The organism is Altererythrobacter sp. H2 (genome assembly GCF_035319885.1).
In the GTDB taxonomy this organism is placed as follows: Bacteria; Pseudomonadota; Alphaproteobacteria; order Sphingomonadales; family Sphingomonadaceae; genus 34-65-8.
In genome coordinates this window covers 747049-763920 of record NZ_CP141285.1, presented here as the reverse complement: position 1 = coordinate 763920, position 16872 = coordinate 747049, and the positions used below count along the sequence as shown (strand labels likewise).

General features: G+C 61.0%; 12 protein-coding genes, 1 tRNA gene and 4 pseudogenes. 3 read left to right on the top strand and 14 right to left on the bottom strand.

The genetic code is table 11. The annotated features are described in order from the left end of the window. Positions 1-202: 202 nt before the first annotated feature. The 10 genes from U4960_RS03755 to U4960_RS03710 form a co-directional block, all read right to left on the bottom strand. Positions 203-1174, bottom strand: coding sequence for an alpha/beta fold hydrolase (locus U4960_RS03755; RefSeq protein WP_067182404.1), 972 nt, complete (start codon positions 1172-1174; stop codon positions 203-205). Next, positions 1171-2808, bottom strand: a complete 1638-nt coding sequence (locus U4960_RS03750; protein ID WP_067182402.1) for a flavin-containing monooxygenase — start codon at positions 2806-2808, stop codon at positions 1171-1173. Before U4960_RS03750 ends, U4960_RS03755 begins: the two co-directional genes overlap by 4 nt. Then, positions 2805-4415 carry an acyl-CoA synthetase gene (locus U4960_RS03745; RefSeq protein WP_324262260.1) on the bottom strand — a complete coding sequence of 537 codons (1611 nt, stop codon included), beginning with the start codon at positions 4413-4415 and terminating at the stop codon, positions 2805-2807. Before U4960_RS03745 ends, U4960_RS03750 begins: the two co-directional genes overlap by 4 nt. 63 nt (positions 4416-4478) lie before the next feature. Further along, positions 4479-5570, bottom strand: a complete 1092-nt coding sequence (locus U4960_RS03740; RefSeq protein WP_050599567.1) for an acyl-CoA dehydrogenase family protein — start codon at positions 5568-5570, stop codon at positions 4479-4481. After that, positions 5570-6820: an acyl-CoA dehydrogenase family protein gene (locus U4960_RS03735; RefSeq protein WP_063506922.1), complete on the bottom strand. Its 1251-nt coding sequence runs from the start codon at positions 6818-6820 to the stop codon at positions 5570-5572. Before U4960_RS03735 ends, U4960_RS03740 begins: the two co-directional genes overlap by 1 nt. Positions 6821-6826: 6 nt before the next feature. Then, positions 6827-7303 carry a Zn-ribbon domain-containing OB-fold protein gene (locus U4960_RS03730; protein ID WP_006834185.1) on the bottom strand — a complete coding sequence of 159 codons (477 nt, stop codon included), beginning with the start codon at positions 7301-7303 and terminating at the stop codon, positions 6827-6829. Then, complete coding sequence (locus tag U4960_RS03725; RefSeq protein WP_006834186.1) at positions 7300-8472, bottom strand: thiolase C-terminal domain-containing protein; 1173 nt, start codon at positions 8470-8472, stop codon at positions 7300-7302. The genes U4960_RS03730 and U4960_RS03725 overlap by 4 nt, the downstream gene beginning before the upstream one ends. Next, positions 8469-9152, bottom strand: a complete 684-nt coding sequence (locus U4960_RS03720; protein WP_253521909.1) for a ubiquinone biosynthesis protein COQ4 — start codon at positions 9150-9152, stop codon at positions 8469-8471. The genes U4960_RS03725 and U4960_RS03720 overlap by 4 nt, the downstream gene beginning before the upstream one ends. A gap of 89 nt (positions 9153-9241) precedes the next feature. After that, a complete protein-coding gene (locus tag U4960_RS03715) occupies positions 9242-10384 on the bottom strand; it encodes an NAD(P)H-dependent flavin oxidoreductase (protein ID WP_006834188.1) in 1143 nt (380 codons plus the stop codon). 50 nt (positions 10385-10434) lie between these two features. Next, positions 10435-11163, bottom strand: a complete 729-nt coding sequence (locus U4960_RS03710; protein ID WP_006834189.1) for a FadR/GntR family transcriptional regulator — start codon at positions 11161-11163, stop codon at positions 10435-10437. A 603-nt stretch (positions 11164-11766) separates the two neighbouring features. Between U4960_RS03710 and U4960_RS03705 the strand changes: the two are divergent. After that, positions 11767-11865 (top strand): annotated as a pseudogene (locus U4960_RS03705) (conjugal transfer protein TraF); the annotation flags it as partial. Between the two features lie 23 nt (positions 11866-11888). Here the strand turns inward: U4960_RS03705 and U4960_RS03700 are convergent. Together U4960_RS03700 and U4960_RS16100 are read right to left on the bottom strand one after the other, a co-directional pair. Continuing rightward, positions 11889-12698 (bottom strand): annotated as a pseudogene (locus tag U4960_RS03700) (strawberry notch family protein); the annotation flags it as partial. 373 nt (positions 12699-13071) lie between these two features. Then, positions 13072-13803 (bottom strand): annotated as a pseudogene (locus U4960_RS16100) (DUF7146 domain-containing protein); the annotation flags it as partial. Positions 13804-14040: 237 nt separating this feature from the next. Between U4960_RS16100 and U4960_RS03690 the strand changes: the two are divergent. Next, positions 14041-14628, top strand: coding sequence for a lytic transglycosylase domain-containing protein (locus tag U4960_RS03690; RefSeq protein WP_324262259.1), 588 nt, complete (start codon positions 14041-14043; stop codon positions 14626-14628). Here U4960_RS03690 and U4960_RS03685 read toward each other — a convergent pair. Continuing rightward, positions 14616-15482, bottom strand: a pseudogene (locus U4960_RS03685) (tyrosine-type recombinase/integrase); the annotation flags it as partial. The gene U4960_RS03690 and the pseudogene U4960_RS03685 overlap by 13 nt on opposite strands. Before the next feature lie 165 nt (positions 15483-15647). Beyond that, positions 15648-15734: transfer RNA gene (locus U4960_RS03680), tRNA-Leu, on the bottom strand. Positions 15735-15918: 184 nt separating this feature from the next. On the opposite strand from U4960_RS03680, the gene U4960_RS03675 reads away from it, so the two are divergent. Beyond that, positions 15919-16866: a complex I NDUFA9 subunit family protein gene (locus tag U4960_RS03675; protein WP_324262258.1), complete on the top strand. Its 948-nt coding sequence runs from the start codon at positions 15919-15921 to the stop codon at positions 16864-16866. Positions 16867-16872: the final 6 nt, after the last annotated feature.

Sequence of the window (16872 nt, the reverse complement as noted above, 5' to 3'; positions counted from 1 at the left end):
TTTGCTAAAGATCAGCAATGGTTGGCGTGCTAAGCGAGTTGCTCCCGATAAAGCTTTTGCCCCAGCTGGCATCGAGACCAACGAAGCGTTCGCCGTGCCGACGGCGACAATAGTTCGGATATAGTACAAGATGAATATGGACGCCCTTTGCCCCCATCTCGCTGGCCTCTGACCAGGAACCAGCCTCTTAGTATGGGGGATCTCAGAGGCTCCAAAAGGCCAGTACCGCCCGTAGCGCAGCGACGAACGCGAGCGGCTGATCCAGCATGAGATGATGGCGTGCATCGGGCACTGCAACAATTGGTATCTTTCCCCCTCCCAGTTCCCGGATATAGCGGGCGGAATCGCGATCAAAGAGCTGACTTTTCTCGCCGTACACAATCGCTTTGCGCCCGGGCGCATCGACCAGCCTCTGGCCTACTGTCAGCCATTCGTCGGGCTTGTTGCTGCGCCGGAACACTTCGGGAGAAAACTTCCATGTCCACTCCTCGCCATCGCGGCGGAGAGAGTGATAGGCCATGTAATCCATCAGGAACGGCTCACCAACTGCCTGCGGCGGCGACAGGATATACCTCTCGCGCGCCGCTTCGTAGGTGGGGTAGCGTCGCACCGGTTTGTCAGGATTACCCGACCCGGGGCTCGATCTGCCCATGGTCCAGTATTTCTCCAGCTTTTCGGGCCGCATCACCATGAGATCGCAGACAATAACGCCGGCGAAGGCATCCGGCGATTGGGAAACGGCGGTCAGCGCTGCACCCGAGCCGAAGCTATGGGCGATGATCGTCGGTCTGCTTCCATCCGCAAACAAATCGAGCGCTTCGCTGATCTCGACGAATTCCTTTCCCCGCGCAGCTATATCGGCCACGCCGCGCATCTCGCTATCGCCCATACCGGCCAGATCGAACGCCACCACGTCGTAGTCTTCGGCAAGGTACGGTGCGATGAAGGCAAAGCAGCGGGCATGGGCGAGAAAACCGTGAGTCATGAGCAATTTGGGCCGGTCACGCTTGCCCCAGCGAAGATAATGCACCCGCGCGCCACCAACCTCTACGAAGCCTTCCTCACGGGGCACGCTCAGCGCCCAGGCGAACCATTCGGGTATATCCGCCCCGTCGCCGGCCCATACGGGATCGATATCTGCTGACCCGTCGTGGATTGGTTTCATTTCATTCATTTCGGCGCAGTCTCCATACCGGATAGTGTATTCCTGATAAAACCACGATAATCGTGCCGTGCGACATCGTGGCATAGATCGGCGTAACCAGATACGCTGGGGAAATTGATCAGTTGTCGGGGTTTGCCGGGAATATTGGCGCCCATGTACCACGATTCAGCCTTGGGGAAGAGCGTCATCGACCCTACTTGGGCGACCATATCGGTCCAGCTTCGCTCGGCCAGCGCATCGGCTTCGAAAAGGCCGATCCTGTTATCGCGCAGCCAGATCAGGAAATCGCAGATCCAGTCACCCTGGATTTCGGCGCTTGTCGGACCGTTGGAAAAGCCTGAAGGGCTGAGCGGGCCGTAGGCGAACAGCATGTTCGGAAATTGGGCGACGGCCATGCCTAGATAGGCTTTGATCTCGCTCTTCCATGCTTCTGCCAGCCCCAGCCCACCGCGGCCGGTGATGTTCATGTCGATGAGCCCGCCACGACCGGCATCGAAGCCGGTCGCGAAGACAATGAGATCGCACGGGATCATGCCAGTGGCTGTTTCTATCCCGGCCTCGGTGACGCGAGTGATCGCGGTGTCGTTCAGATCGACCAGCGTCACATTGTCTTGTGCGAAGATCTCGTAATAATTCTGTTCGAGCGATGGTCGCTTGGTCCCGAAGGGATGTGGCGGCTCATCGGGAGCGAGCTTCTCGGCAATGGTCGGGTCGCAGATCCGCTCGCGCACCTTGTCACGCCAGAACTCGTAGGCGTGGCGATTGGCGTCCTCGTTCGTCAGTATGTCAGCGAAATTATGATACCAGAAGCGCAACCCTCCTCGCTGCCACAAATCCTCGAAATGCGTAGTCCGCTCTTCCTCGGTCACAGCCAGGGCCGAGATGTCCAGCGATTGGCATTCGAAACCGCCACTTGTCGTAAGCCTTTTCTGGAAGACAGCGGGATATTCGGATTTTTCGCGAAGCTGACGATCAGCGTCCAGTTTTTCCTGCCGCATGGGAAGGGCGAGAATCGGGGTTCGCTGAAAAAGCGTCAGCTGCTCCGCGCAGCTTGCCGCCTCCTGCGCCACCTGTACGCCGCTGGCACCCGTGCCGATCAGGGCGATCCGGCGGCCAGAAAGGTCGATGCCTTCCTGCGGCCAGCGGGCGGTATGGCACCAGTCGCCTTCGAAATCGCTAAGACCCGGGATATCGGGAATGTAGGGTTTCGAGGCGAACCCCAGGGCCGGCAAAAGGAAACGCGCGCTTACTTTCCCGCCTTCGTCGAGCTTCAATCGCCAGTAGGCGGTGTCTTCATCGAACTGCGCGCTTTCGACCCGTGTTTTCATTCGCATTGCCGGCCAGAGGTCGAGCGTATCGCAGACGTGGAGGAAATAGGCGCGCAGTTCCTCCCAGCCTGGAAATCGTTCGCTCCACGTCCAGCTTTTCCATACTTCCGCAATGGAAAATTCGTAAAGTGGAACCTGGGAATCGACCCGTGCTCCCGGGTAGCGGTTCCAGTACCAGATTCCCCCCGGCTGCTCCGCTGCGTCTACCAGCAGAACGTCGAACCCCGCCTGACGCAGCTTGTAAAGCAGGTATATTCCGCTGAACCCGGCCCCGACGATTACGACATCATAGTCAGGAGGGGGCAAATGGCTCACGAGGCCCCGGCACCCGCTTTCGCGATCTCTTTGGCCGTAGTATAATCCGCCTTGCCGTTTGACGCGCGCAAGGCGGTTTGCGTTGGGCAAATCGCCTTGGGTGTTTTGTAGCCTGCCAATTGCTGGCGCACGTGATCCTTGATCGCTTGCGCGTCGAAGTCCGCATCCTGGGTCAAATGCACCACAGCGGTCACCGCTTCGCCCCATTTTTCGTCAGGCACCCCGACGACAAGCGCGTCGGCAATGGCGGGATGGGTTTTGAGCACTTCCTCCACCTCCTCGGGGTAAACCTTTTCACCTGCGGTGTTGATGCAGACGCTGCCGCGGCCCAGCAAGGTCAGGCTTCCATCGGATTCCACCCGGCACCAGTCGCCCGGGATGGAGTAACGCACGCCATCGATCGTCCTGAAAGTCTTGGCCGACTTTTCCGGGTCCTTGTAGTATCCTGTGGGGATTGCGCCCTTGCGGGCAATAAAGCCGGGCACGCCGCTCCCCGCCTCGACCTTCCGGTCGTTCTCGTCGAATACGTCGCAAAATTCCCCGATCCCGAATTTCGCGGTGTTGGTGCCGCCCTGTGCGGTCGTCACCGACAAGCCGTAGCCCAGCCCTTCCGAAGCGCCAAAACTGTCCATGAGGATGACCTGGGGGATATGTTTGCACAGGCCCGCCTTTACCTGTTTACTCCACATGACGCCGGACGAGATGATCGAAATCAGGCTGCTCGTGTCCCAGCGCTTCGGGTGGGCGTCCAGCGCCTGCAGCATGGGTTTGGCAAAAGCGTCACCGACAATGGCGATGCTCTGCACCTTGTGCTGGTCCACCGCATCCCACAATTCTTCCGCGTCGAAGGATGGATCGGACAGCGTGACGATGGCCCCGCCCGACATGAGCGTGCCAATAGCAGTAATGAACCCGGTTCCATGCATCAGCGGGCACGCCGGCAAAGTGATGCGCGCAAGCTCGCCCTGCTTCACCAGGGCCACCATTTCCTCCATGGTCTGGGGAACCGGACCCAGCAGCTTTTGCGCGTCGAGCTGAGCCTTGCGCATATCATCGTGTCGCCACATCACGCCCTTGGGCATGCCGGTGGTACCGCCTGTATATATGAACAGCAGGTCATCGGGAGAACGCTCGATATCGAGAGGCGCGCCGTTACCTTCTACAAGTTTTTCGTAAGGAAGCGCGAAGGAAGCGATCTGCGAAGCATCGCCGATTTCTACAAATGTATGAACCTTGGTCAACCGTTCCTTCAGTTCAAGAATGCAGTCGCGGAACTCGGAACTGTAAACAATTACCTCGCTATCGGAATCGTCGAAGATGTAGAAAACCTCCTCGGGACGGTAACGATAATTGATGTTCACGTGCGTGAGGCGGCCCTTGAAGCACGCGGCCATCAATTCCCCGTATTCGGAACGGTTGCGCATGTAGAAGGCTATCTTCGCCCCGTCGCCTGCACCTTGCGCGCGCAGATTGCGCGCCAAATTGTTCGAACGCTTCGACATTTCGGGCCAGCTAATGATCCGGTCGCCGTGAATCAGCGCCGGAGCATCTTCCGGGACCGCAGGTTCGATTGCATCAAGGATGTCGCCAAGGTTCCAGTCGATCACGTATTAATTCCTCTCTCCTTGGTGGCCACGATTTTGTCGGTAGCGTGCGCCTAATTCATCGTCTCATGCGACCTGCGTCCACCCCTGCAAGGCCGCTGCTTCGGCCCGGACCGCTTCGGGACTTCCCAGAACCTGGCGGTCGAAACCGATTCGCTTGAACCAGAAATGCAGACCTAGGAGATCGGTAAAACCCATCCCCCCATGCACCTCGGTTGAGGTTCGGGCGACAAAACGGTGGACTTCGCCCGTATGTGATTTGGCATGGCATGCCACCAGCGAAGCCTCGTCGGGCGTCGCATCGAACGCATGGGCGGCATACCAGACCAGCGAACGGCATGGTTCATGGCGGGCAGCCATTTCCGCGCACATATGCTTGACCGCCTGGAAGCTGCCGATCACTCGTCCGAACTGTTCGCGCTGCCCGGCATAGTCGACCGCTTTTTCGATCATAGCCTGGCCCGCACCGAGGCTATCGGCGGCCAGGAGCACCCGGCCGGCGTCCCGCAGGCGCCTGACTGTGGCCCCACCATCGTCCGCGAGAGCCTCGCCCGCTACGCCAGAAAACCGCAGCTCCCCTACGCTCCGGGTGCGGTCGATCGTTTTGAGAGCAACCTTCTCCAGACCCGCAGCATCGCCAGCTACGAAGTGCATACGACCGGCGGTATCGGCTACCAGAAACGCGTCGGCTTCCAGGAAGTCGAGCGCGAACAAAGCCGTTCCGTCGAGCTTTGCGCCGTCGAAGTCCACGCCTGCCCGGTCCCGGATCTCCACCGTTTCCGCGATCGCGACGGCGATTTGCGCCTCGCCCTTCGCTATCCTCGGCAGCCAGTGCGCCTTCAACTCCTCGCTACCGCCCTGTGCCAGCGCAAGGGGTGCCAGTACATGGGCACCGATAAAAGGCACCGGCGCGACGGCATAGCCGAGCTGCTCGGCCACAGCGGCGGCATCGAGCATTGTCATCCCGAGCCCGTCATGTTGCTCGGGAACCATCATTCCCCAAATGCCGATTTCGCCCAGCGCCGAACGCACGTTGTCGCTGAAGGGAACCGAGCCCTCCGCGCATTCGCGCACATGATCGAGCGGACAAGTATCAGCAAGAGTGCGGCTGATCGCGTCGCAGAGCATCTCCTGGTCTTGCGAAAGTCCGAAATCCATCAGGCGGCTCCCTTATTCTGCCCGCTTGCAACGGCCGTCGCCTGTTCGACGGCGGGAGGCGTTGCGAACTTGGGTTCGCGCGGCATTTCCAGCCCGCGTTCGGCGATGATGTTCTTCTGGATCTGGGCGGTGCCTCCACCGATGATCAGACCAAGCTGGAACATGTAGTTCCACTGCCAGGCACCGTCTTCGCGCTCGCGCTCGCTTCCGTGATAGAGTATGCCCATCTCGCCCATTGCGTCGATCGCGAGCGCGGAAATCTGATGGGCGAGCTCACAGCTCTGCAGCTTCACGACAAGTTTCGCCATGCCGCCGGCATCCCCCCTAAGGCTGTTCGACAGGATGCGCATGCCGTTGAATTTCATCGCCGCGACTTCGGCTTGCAATGCAACCAGCCGGTCACGCAGAACGGCGTTGTCCATTGCGCAACCCTGGCCGATGCGTTCTTTTTGCATCAGCCTGACCAGCGCCTGGAGCCGGTTTTCCAGTGCATCGGGGTCGCCCAGCATGCCACGTTCATGGCCCAGTGTGGCATTGGCCACGTACCACCCCTGCCCGCGCTGCCCGACGATCTGATCCAGGGGAACCCGCACGTCGGTAAAGAACGTTTCATTGAACTCGGCATGACCGGTCATGGTCTTGAGTGGTCGGACCTCGATCCCTGGTGTGTCCATCGAGAAGATCAAGTAGGAGATGCCGCCGTGCTTGGGCGCGTCCGGTTCGGTCCGAACAAGGCAAAAGATCATGTCCGCCTGCTTGGCCGTGCTGGTCCAGATCTTCTGTCCGTTGATGACAAAGTCGCCATTTTCGACGCGGGCGCTGGTCTTGAGCGCGGCGAGGTCCGATCCCGCTCCAGGTTCCGAATATCCCTGACACCAGACTATCTCGCCATTTAGGGTCGGCTCGATCCATTGCCGTTTCTGGGCTTCGGTTCCGAGTTCCAGCAGCGTGGGAACGAGCATGGAAATGCCCTGGTTCGCAAGGCCTGCGGGGATGCCAGCGCGCGAAAATTCCTCGGCAATGATCCGCGATTTCAGGATGTCCGGCTCGGCTCCGTATCCGCCGTATTCCTTGGGAATCGTACGCGCCGTGTAACCATGCAGGATCAACAGCTTTTGCCATTCGACGGCTTCGGGGGAAGGGCGCGCGGCACGGCCTTGGCCATCGGGTGCGCGGTGACCGTGGGTTTGCAGGAACTGGCGCACTTCCTCGCGAAACGCGTCATACTGGGGTCCGTAGTCGAGATCCATCTTGGTCTATCCTTCTGCGCGCGCGATCGCGACGGGTCGGAATACTGGCAGGCGAAAATCTTCGGAGATCGGCTCGAAATCCAGCGTGACCGGCAGATCGAGCTCAAGCTCGTCGAGCGCGCAATCGACCAGCCGGGTTGCCATGCGCACTCCCTCCTCCAGTTCCACCACCGCAGCGATGAAGGGAATCTCGCCGGCGAAGGCGGGATGCAGTGCCTGATGGGTCACCGTCCAGGAAAACAGCGTGCCATTGCCGGTGCTACGCTCCCACGACCATTCAGGAGAACCGCATCGGGCGCACATATAGCGCGGCAAATGCCGAAAACTGCCGCATCCTTCGCACTGCTGGAAGTAAAGGTTGCCGTCCTGACACCGGTTCCAGAATTCCTGCTCCACCGGATCCTGCGGGCGCGGCTTTGGCTTGGCTGGTGCGGCCTGCGCCGAGGGGCGCATCTTGGGCGGCAGATCTTTCTCGTCGCTCACGCAAACCTCCTCAAAATCGCTATACTGCCGTCACCCAGATCGCCCCAGCCGGTCACCAGGCCGGTCTGGGCGCCTTCGACCTGCCGCTCCCCACAATCGTGGCGCAACTGACGCACCGCCTCGACGACATGGTTCAGTCCCCAAACATGGGCCTCGCTCAGCAGGCCGCCATGGGTGTTGACGGGATAGCGCCCGCCCAGCTCGATCTGGCCATTCGCGACGAACTCTGCCTGTCCACCTGGTTCGCAATAGCCCAGGGCCTCCAGCTGAAGGAGAACCACGTAGGTGAAGCAGTCGTAGATCTGCAGAAAATCCATGTCTTCGCGATCGACCCCCGCCATTTCGAACGCGCGCGGCGCGGCGTAGCTCAGGCCGATCTTGAAGGGGTCGGGACGCGAAGGGATATCGTCGGCGGGGTAAGGATGCCCTTCAGCCGCACCGGCGATGCTCACGGGAACATGCGGCATGTCCCTGGCGCGGTCTATTCGCGAAACCACGACTGCGCATGCCCCGTCAGTCTCCAGACAGCAATCGTAGAGGCGAAAGGGTTCGGATATCCAGCGCGCGGAATGGTAGGTTTCGGCATCCAGTTCCCGGCCATAAGTGAAGGCCTGCGGATTCATCTGCGCATGGCGACGGCACGCCAGTGCAACGGCCGCCATCGCTTCCGGGCCGATATCGTAAATTCGGGAGTGCCGGGTGGCGAGCCAGGCATACATCTGCACCGGCAGGAACACGCCATACGGAATGTAATAGCCTTGGATCGTATTCGTCAGGGTGTTCATGTTCATCGGCCGCGTCGGCGGTGCGCCAGGCTTGGGCCGCAAGGCGGAATAACCGTTCCACCCGAGCGTCACCAGCACATGGTCGCATAAGCCGCTGGCAATTGCCATCGCGGCGTTCTGGAGTGCCGTGGTAGGGCTCGCCCCGCCCATGTGGACCGTAGAGGCATAGCGCAGAACTTCGATACCGAGGTTAGCCGCCATCTCTTCCGAGGTGGTGTAGATCGGCGGAGGAACCATGCCGTCGATATCCGACGGCTTCAGCCCTGCATCTGCTATGGCTTTGCGCGATGCTTCCAGCATCATGTCGACCGCGGTTTTCTCGGTGCCTTTCACGAAAGCGGTTTCGCCCACTCCGGTGATGGCCGATTTGTCGCTTAAGCTCATGCCTGCCTGACCGCCTGGTAATCGCGTTCGAGCTGTTCGGAAAGAGCGCGCACCCTCTGATAGGTCTCCGGCGGACGCAGTCGCAACTCGCGGCGGACATCCTCCAACGGACGATCGAGATTTTCTTCCCAGTAGAAGGTGGTCAGATCGGCTGCAGCCCGGCCCCGGCGCCACGCTTCAAATGCAGCGCGCGCCACTGGCAACTGGGCAGCTTCCAGTTTCATCTTGGGAATGCCGACGCCCAAGATGAAAGCGATCCCGTGATTATAGAATTGCGCGTTTCCGAAGGACAGCACGCACAATTCGCCCAGTGCGTCCCTGCCGTATCCGGCGACGTCATGAAACAGGTCATGCGAATCGCGAAGGCGCCGACGATAGAGGGAAACATCGGGGTCGCCGAGGTCCTCCAGACCTCCGGCCTCGCTGGCTTCCGCCAGACCTTCTGCTGTCAGACCCTCCCCGTAAACAAAATCGAGGTAGGCTCGGCCAAGCGTGCCAGACGCACAGGTCGCAAGGCGTTTGCGATCGCACAAGGTTTCAAGTAGGTCGGCCCGGTCGGAAGCGATACGCCGCCCATCGCTCGACTTCATGAAGCGATTGAAATTCCGATAATAGGAATTGCCCGACAATGCCTTGACGATACGGAACACCTGCGCCGTATCCTCCTTGTCGGCAATCAACTGCCTCATTGCCCCAGCGCTCTGAGAGGCTCTACGGGGCGGCGCAATTCATGACCTTTGGCGTAAGCCATCTTCTTGCCTCCTGCGCTTCACTTGTAGATACCAGCGGACGCCAACGCCTTCTCGGCTCCATCGACCAGGTCGCGCATCACTTCGGCGGCAGGCCGGATCGAATCGATCAGGCCGATGCCTTGCCCCGCGAAGCCGGGGATGACATCCTTGCGCTCTGCCTTGATCCCGGAGGCCATGACCGGGCCGGAGATCATCGACTGATAGGGCATCGGCAGAGGCTCCTTTCCGGCCTGCACCCAGGCGTCGGCCCATTTGTTACGGATCATGCGCGCCGGTTTGCCGGTAAGCGATCGACTAACGACCGTATCGGCATCGCCGCTTTCGGTGATCGCCTCTTTCTGGAAGCGCTCGATGCCCGCTTCCTCGGTCGCGAGAAATGCCGTGCCGACCCACGCGCCCTCTGCCCCCAGCATCATCGCAGCGGCAACACCCCGGCCATCCGAGATACCGCCGGCCCCAAGGACAGGAACACGATCGCCAACGGCGTCGACCACCTGGGGAATCAAGGAAATAGTCCCGATCGGCGAGTTGTGACCTCCGCCATCGTGCCCTTGCGCGACGATCATGTCGATGCCCGACCCGACGACCTGTTCGGCGTGCTTGACCTTGCCGATCACCGCCATGACCTTGGTGCCATTGGCATGGAGCCGATCCATCCACGGTTCAGGATTGCCAAGGCCGGCAGCATAAACCGGCACCTTTTCCTCGATCACCACTTCCATCTGCGCCTCAAAGAATTCCTTCGAGAACAACTGCGGGCCGCCCTTGCCCATTTCAGGCGCGCCCGCCGCCCGCATGGCGGCGGCAGCATCGACCTCCGGAAGCTCTTCACGATCCATGAAGTCGCGCGCGAACTGCTGATATTCACCCATCAGATCCATGGGATTTTGGGGTGCAGCACCGCTTTGAGGGGCAGAGCCGCGCCTGACCGACGCGGGGAGCAGCGTATCGACACCGAAAGGTTTGTCGGTCAATTCCCGGGTCTGGCGAATCCAGTCACGCAACTGATCGGGCGAACACGCCGCGGCACCCAGGACCCCGAGCCCGCCGGCATTCGAAACCGCAGCCGCCAGCGCCGGAACGCTCGCTCCGCCCATCCCGGCAAGCAGGATCGGGTACCGGATCCCCAGCATTTCGCATATTCGGCTCTTCAACGCCATTCTTCCTCTCCAGCCACTTGCCTAAACGCACACTCAAACTATTGAAAATTCTACAGCTGCCCCCACCGCACCCGCTGCGAGACCAGCTCGGGGCTGCGCTCCGAAAGATAGACGGCAGAGCCGGCCACCAACCGGCTCATTGCTTGACGGGCCGCGGCGCTGTCGCCAGTCCGCACTGCCTCGAGCACCCGCACCAGAAACTTCATCTGCACCGCCCGTTCCTGTGCCGAATATCCCAGCGAATGGGAAAACTCGCGGGTCAACAGATGCATCGCAGAGGTCAGCAAACCGAACAGCGGATTGCCGCTCGCCCAACCCAACAAGTCGTGAAATCTGCGATTAAGTTCCTCGAATTGATCAGAGGCTTCATGATGCCTCAATTCCGCCAGACACCCTGCCAACGCGCTGAGATCAGCGGTAGTTGCACGCTGGGCTGCATACCCTGCGACATCGGGAGCAATTGCTTCGCGCAATTCAAGCAAACCACGCAAATCGGCTTCCATGAAATGCAGAATCAATGACAAACTGCTTGCAAAATCGCCGGTCTGCGGACGGGCTACGACGGGACCTCCACCACGGCCGAGCTGGAGATGGATGACCCCTTGCAATTCCAGGAACCGCAAAGCCTCCCGCAAAGTTGCGCGCGCAACCTCGTAACGCGCGAGCATTTCATCCTCGCGCGGAAGCCTGTCACCCGGGTTATGGCGACCCGCCTCGATGTCCCGCACGATGCTTTGCGCAAGAGAAAGGGCACGCTTGGCCTTCTTCACCGCTGACATCCGCCACTCATCAGCACACCCGCACCTCTCGAATAAAAAGTATAAGGATATTAGCAAACCTTCGTTGGATCGGCACACTATCCGATGGGATTGGTGTCTGCAAGGGACTAAAAGAGTATACGATTTATTGACTGCACGAGATGTCTCCCTTAAGGATGACTGAAGGCCGATCAGGCCTGAGATGTAGAAGGAATAGTTCTTATGGACAGCCAGATCGCCGAGCCGGATGCCGCGGCGAGGATCGCGTCAATTCCGATCGAGGAAATCGACGTGGCCCGGCCAAGCCTGTTTCAGAACGATACCATCGGTCTATTTTTTGACAGGTTGCGCGCCGAAGAACCTGTCCACTACTGCCGCGAGAGCTATGTCGGCCCTTACTGGTCCATTACCAAGTTCGACGACATCATGGCGGTGGACACCAATCATAAGGTCTTCTCTTCGGAAGCGAAGCTAGGCGGAATTGCAATCCAGGACATGCATTCGGTGGAAGGCGCGCTCGAACTTGAAATGTTCATAGCGATGGACCCGCCCAAGCACGATCAGCAGCGCAAGGCGGTGACTCCGGCAGTGGCTCCGTCCAACCTGCAACTGCTCGAGCCGATCAGGCGCCCGATCCCGATCGGATACGGCGTGCTCTCGGCCGACGAGCTGCAGGACCGCATTTACCTCCTCACCTCGAAAGAAACCGGACATGATTACTAGCATCCGCAATGCGGCGCTCACCATACCTGTGCGTCGGTCAGGCGATGTTCGAGGATCTCGTACTCCACCCCGGCGAAGCACAGCGCACGGGCAAGATAGAGGCCCTGGGCCTTGAGGTCGCGGGCGACGAGCTCCATCGCCGCGACGCCGCCAGCGCGGATCTCGGTCATGAAGGCTTCGTGGGTCGGGAATGCGGTCTCGGGTCCCCACAGGCCGAGCCGGGAGGTGTAACCGAGGTTGGCAATGTCCGAGGCGCCGGTGGCCGAAGCATAGAGTACGCGGGCGCGCGGGAGATGGTTCTGCAACCTGAGGCCCGCCATACCCTGTTCGGAGCCCTTGACCTTGCCGCGGATTGAAGAGCCCCCGAGCGCATTAGCCATCGCATGGGCTTCGTCGAAAGCGATCACGCCGTCGAAATCCTCGCCCGCCCAGGCAAGGATCTGGTCGAGCCGCGTATCCTCGGCGCGGCCCGAGCGCAGCGTCGGATAGGTGACGAAGAGAATACCTTCGGACATCGTTACGGGCTGGCCGAGTTTCCAGCGCGAGAGCGGCTGGAGATCGAGCGACAGCCCGCCAAGCGCTTCCCAGTCGCGGCGTGCATCTTCGAGCAGCGCCTCGTTCTTGGTGATCCAGACATGTCGGCGCTCGCCTGCGAGCCAGCGATCCATGATGACCGCGGCGATCTGCCGTCCTTTGCCCGCTCCGGTTCCGTCGCCGAGGAAGAAGCCTTGGCGGTAGGCGTGCCCATCCCCGGACAATTCGAGCGAGGTGCCTTCCTGGCTGACCTTGAAGCGCCCCGGGAGATCGCGTGCGAATGCCTGGGCAGCGTAGATGTGACCCAAGCTGTCTCGTCTCACAGGATCTATCTCGTTGAGGACCAACAAGGCGTTCCGAACGTTGCCCCACAGCGCAAGGGCACCATTGCCTGCGGACGGATCGAGTAGGGTGTCTTGCGCAGAGACAGCTGCGGCCTTCGCCATCAGCCAGGCCAGCATTGGCGGGGTCGAGAACTGCTGGAGCTCGACCTGTGCTTCGCTGCGCACATGCCGCGGCGGCAAGGCTGCTTCGAGCCAGTCGAACCGCGCTTCCGCTTCGTGCACGTTCGTCGCCAGATCGATCCGTGAGGACTCTCGAAGCCAGAGCAGTGCATGCTGTAAGTTCATCGTTCCAGTCGGTGTCGCGTGAGGATGGTTTGCGAACGTGGATCGTCCGCCCATCGCGGGCATAAGCGGCTAGGCCACGCGACGCGGCCAGCTCGCCGCCAGCATCGTGATCGACGAAGAGGTGAAGCTCGGTCACGCTCTCAGGCACGCTGACGAGACCGAAGCGCTCATTGCCCAGGGTCGCCCAGACGGGAATGCCGGTGAGAGCATAGGCCGACATCGCGCTCTCGACCCCCTCGGCAAGGCCAAGCTTGCCGGAAACTGGAGCGAAGAGACGAACAGCAGCTTCACCGAGCGCGCCGAGCGCGCGTTTCGGCTTTTCGAAAGCGGCCTTGCCTGAAGCCTCGGTAGACAGGAACGTGCGGTGGATGGCGATCGGGCCCTCGTCGAGGCTGACTGCCGCGATCATGGCGGGCAGAAAACGGGCCCGTCCTTTCGGGCCAAGCGGCGTTCGTGGATGGAAGCGGAGCGCCGGAGATGCGGCGAGGATGCCGCGGCTTTCAAGATATGCCTTTGCCGGACTGGCACGCAGTGGCTGTGCATCGCGCCAGATCCTCAGCGCTGCCGCCGAAGGTTTGCGGGTGCTGGTCGATTCGGGCTCGTTGGTGGTCGCAGAACCTGAAAAAAGCGCCGGTGCCTCGAAACCTTCACGCGCCAATGCAGACAATACGCTCTGCTGATCGCATCCCGCAAAGCAATGGAAAAGGATAGCCTGTCGACCGAGCGACACACCGAGTGACGGCGTGCGGTCATCATGCGCAGGGCAGCAGGCCATGCCCCTTGTGCCTGACCATTTGCCCCCTCGCGATTCACAAATGCGACGGGCGGTCCCGGCAAGCGACCGGTTGGGATGAGCTTGGACAGACAGGGACATGCGAGCTCCTCAGCAAGCAAAGTGGCCCCCTCATCAGCGTTCCTCTCCTCTCCCGAAGGCAGGCATTCGCTGCTTTCCTACAGGCATATGTTCTACTTATGTTCTATATCGATTCGAATCAATGGAGCACCACTCGAGATGACCCGCCTCAATCGTCGGACCGCGATAGCGGTCGCCTGTTTGGGAATGATCGCGACCTCCTCTCAGCAAGTCCGCGCCCAGGATTTCACCTTGTTCGAACACGCGGTCGTTCCGCCGAAGACGGACCAGCAGCCGGCAAGGCAATATCTTCCTGCAATCTACCAGGCCGAGCCAGCAAACATATCCTATCGGGAAAGCCTGTATATGGCGGCGATAGCCGAGGCTGAGCGCCGTTACGGGCTTCCGACCAACCTGCTTCGTGCTCTTATCTGGGCTGAATCCCGCTTTAATCCGATGGCTGTGAGTCCAGCCGGTGCTGCCGGGCTGGCGCAGCTTATGCCGGCCACGGCGCGCGAACTGGGCGTCCGGAACCGTCATGACCCTCTTGCATCGATCGACGGTGGCGCCCGGTATCTTCGCGATATGTTGGACCGGTTCGACGCGGTCCACCTGGCCTTGGCTGGTTACAATGCGGGCCCAGGTGCCGTCTCCCGATCACGCGGCATTCCCAGCAACGGTGAGCTGCGCGCAGACGGGAAGACATATCCTTCGCGGCCGAGCATCTCGGCCAGGTCTGTGAGATAACCTCTAACTTGCTTGGACAGCGGGACGGCATGCGCTCGGCGCGCTTTCATTTTACCGGCAGGGATCTTCCAGACCCCATCGACCAGGTCGATCTCATGCCATTCGGCGTGGCGGAGTTCGCCGGGACGTACGAACACATGCGGCGCGATCTGCAAAGCAAACTTGGTCACCATGTAGCCAGTGAAGTCGTCGATTGCGCGCAGCAGCCCGCCTAGCTCGGTGGGCTCGAGGATTGCTGCATAATGCGTGGCTCTCGGCGTTACGAGAGCGCCCTTCAGCATACTGGTCGGATCGGATTTGCAGCGGGTGGTAGCGACACCGTAACGAAACACGCGGCCTGCGAACGAGCGGCATTTCTTCGCAGTCTCGTGCTTACCAGTGGCTTCCAGTCGTTTCAGAGGAGCCAGGACTTCGAACGGCTCGATCTCGTGGATGGGTCGGTTACCGATGGCAGGCGCAAGCTTGTCGAGGAAATAATTGGCCTTGACGATCGTGCCATCGGCGCGGCCATTCTGGACCATCATCTGCTCGATATATTCACGCGCGACTGCCTCGAACGTCTGTGCAGAAAGGAACTCGGCGCGGATTTTCCGCTTCCGCTTCTCAAAGGCCGGGTCGCCCCCAGAAGCAACAGCTCGTCGTGCCTCGTAGGCTGCGTCTCGGGCTTGCTTGAGGCTGATGTCAGGATAGCTGCCGATGCAGAGCTTCTTTTGCGCACCACCGATCCGGTATCGGAATCGCCAAAGCTTGCTGCCGGTCGGCGTGACCTCGACATATAGGCCGCGCTCATCGGTTACCTTGTACGGTTTGTCCTTGGGCTTGAGAGCGCGGAGGCGAGTATCTGTCAGCGGCATGTGGGGGCCTTTTCATCTGGGCCTTTGCGAAACGGCCTCAAAAGGCCCACAAAAGTGTCTGGAACCCCCGAGAACAGGCGGGACGATCCGGAACGATCCAAGGGCCAAATCCCTAGGATTTCTGCGGGTTTTATAGATTATTTGGGAGAACGTGAGAAGAACAAATGGTGCCCAGAAGAGGACTCGAACCTCCACGCCCTTGCGAGCGCCAGCACCTGAAGCTGGTGCGTCTACCAATTCCGCCATCTGGGCACCGGAGCGACGCCGGACATCGAAGCCGGGCCGCGGGTAGGCGGCGCCACTAGCGAAGCCGGGGGGCCTCTGTCAATGTGCATTCGCCAAGCATATTGCAGCGGTTGCGGCGAGGCGCGCGTTGCGGCATGGGCGCAAGCCGACAGGCCGCGCAGGGCGGCCCTCCACTTGACCGGAACAGACCATGACTCAGACTGGCATCCTGAAGGACCGCGTCGTCACCGTTTTCGGCGGCAGCGGCTTTATCGGCACCCATGTCACCCAGGCCCTGCTGGCTTGCGGAGCGCGCCTCCGCATCGCCAGCCGCCGACCAGAGCGCGCGTTGCGGATGAAGCCCCTCGCCAACCTTGGCCAGATCCAGTTCCTGCGGTGCGACATCCGTGACGAGGCCAGTGTGGCGGGCGCGCTCTATGGTGCCGATGCCGTGGTCAACCTGGTCGGCGCGTTTGACGGCGATCTGAAGGCCCTGATGGGCGATGCCGCAGGCCGGATCGCGCGGCTGGCAGCAGCCGGGGGCACGCGCGCCATGGTCCATGTCAGCGCGATCGGGGCGGACACCGGCAGCGAGTCCGGATATGCCCGGGCCAAGGCACTGGGTGAGCGCCTGGTGCTGGAGGCATTTCCTGCGGCGACCATCCTGCGGCCCTCGGTGGTGTTCGGCGAGGAGGACACCTTCATCAACATGTTCGCCGGCCTGATCCGGATGTCCCCGGTGCTGCCGGTGTTCGGACCGCAGTCGCGCCTCCAGCCACTCCATGTCGACGATCTGGCCGAAGCCGTTGCGGCAGCCCTGCTCGATCCGGCGCGGCATGGTGGCAAGACATTCGAACTGGGTGGGCCGGAAACGCTCACCATGCTCGAGCTGAACCAGCGCATTGCCGCGGGGCAGCAACGCAGCCGCACCTTCCTTCCGGTGCCCGATTCGCTTTCGGGCCTGTTTGCCGCCCTGCCCGGTACCCCGATGGGGCGCGATCAGTGGATCATGCTGCAGGAGGGCAGCGTACCGTCAGGCGCCTTGCCGGGCTTTGCCGCACTGGGCATCGAGCCCAAGCCGCTTGACCTGTTTCTCGATCGGTGGATGGAGCGATACCGCAAGCACGGCCGCTTCACCGGCCGCGCGAAGATGACCTAGCAGACC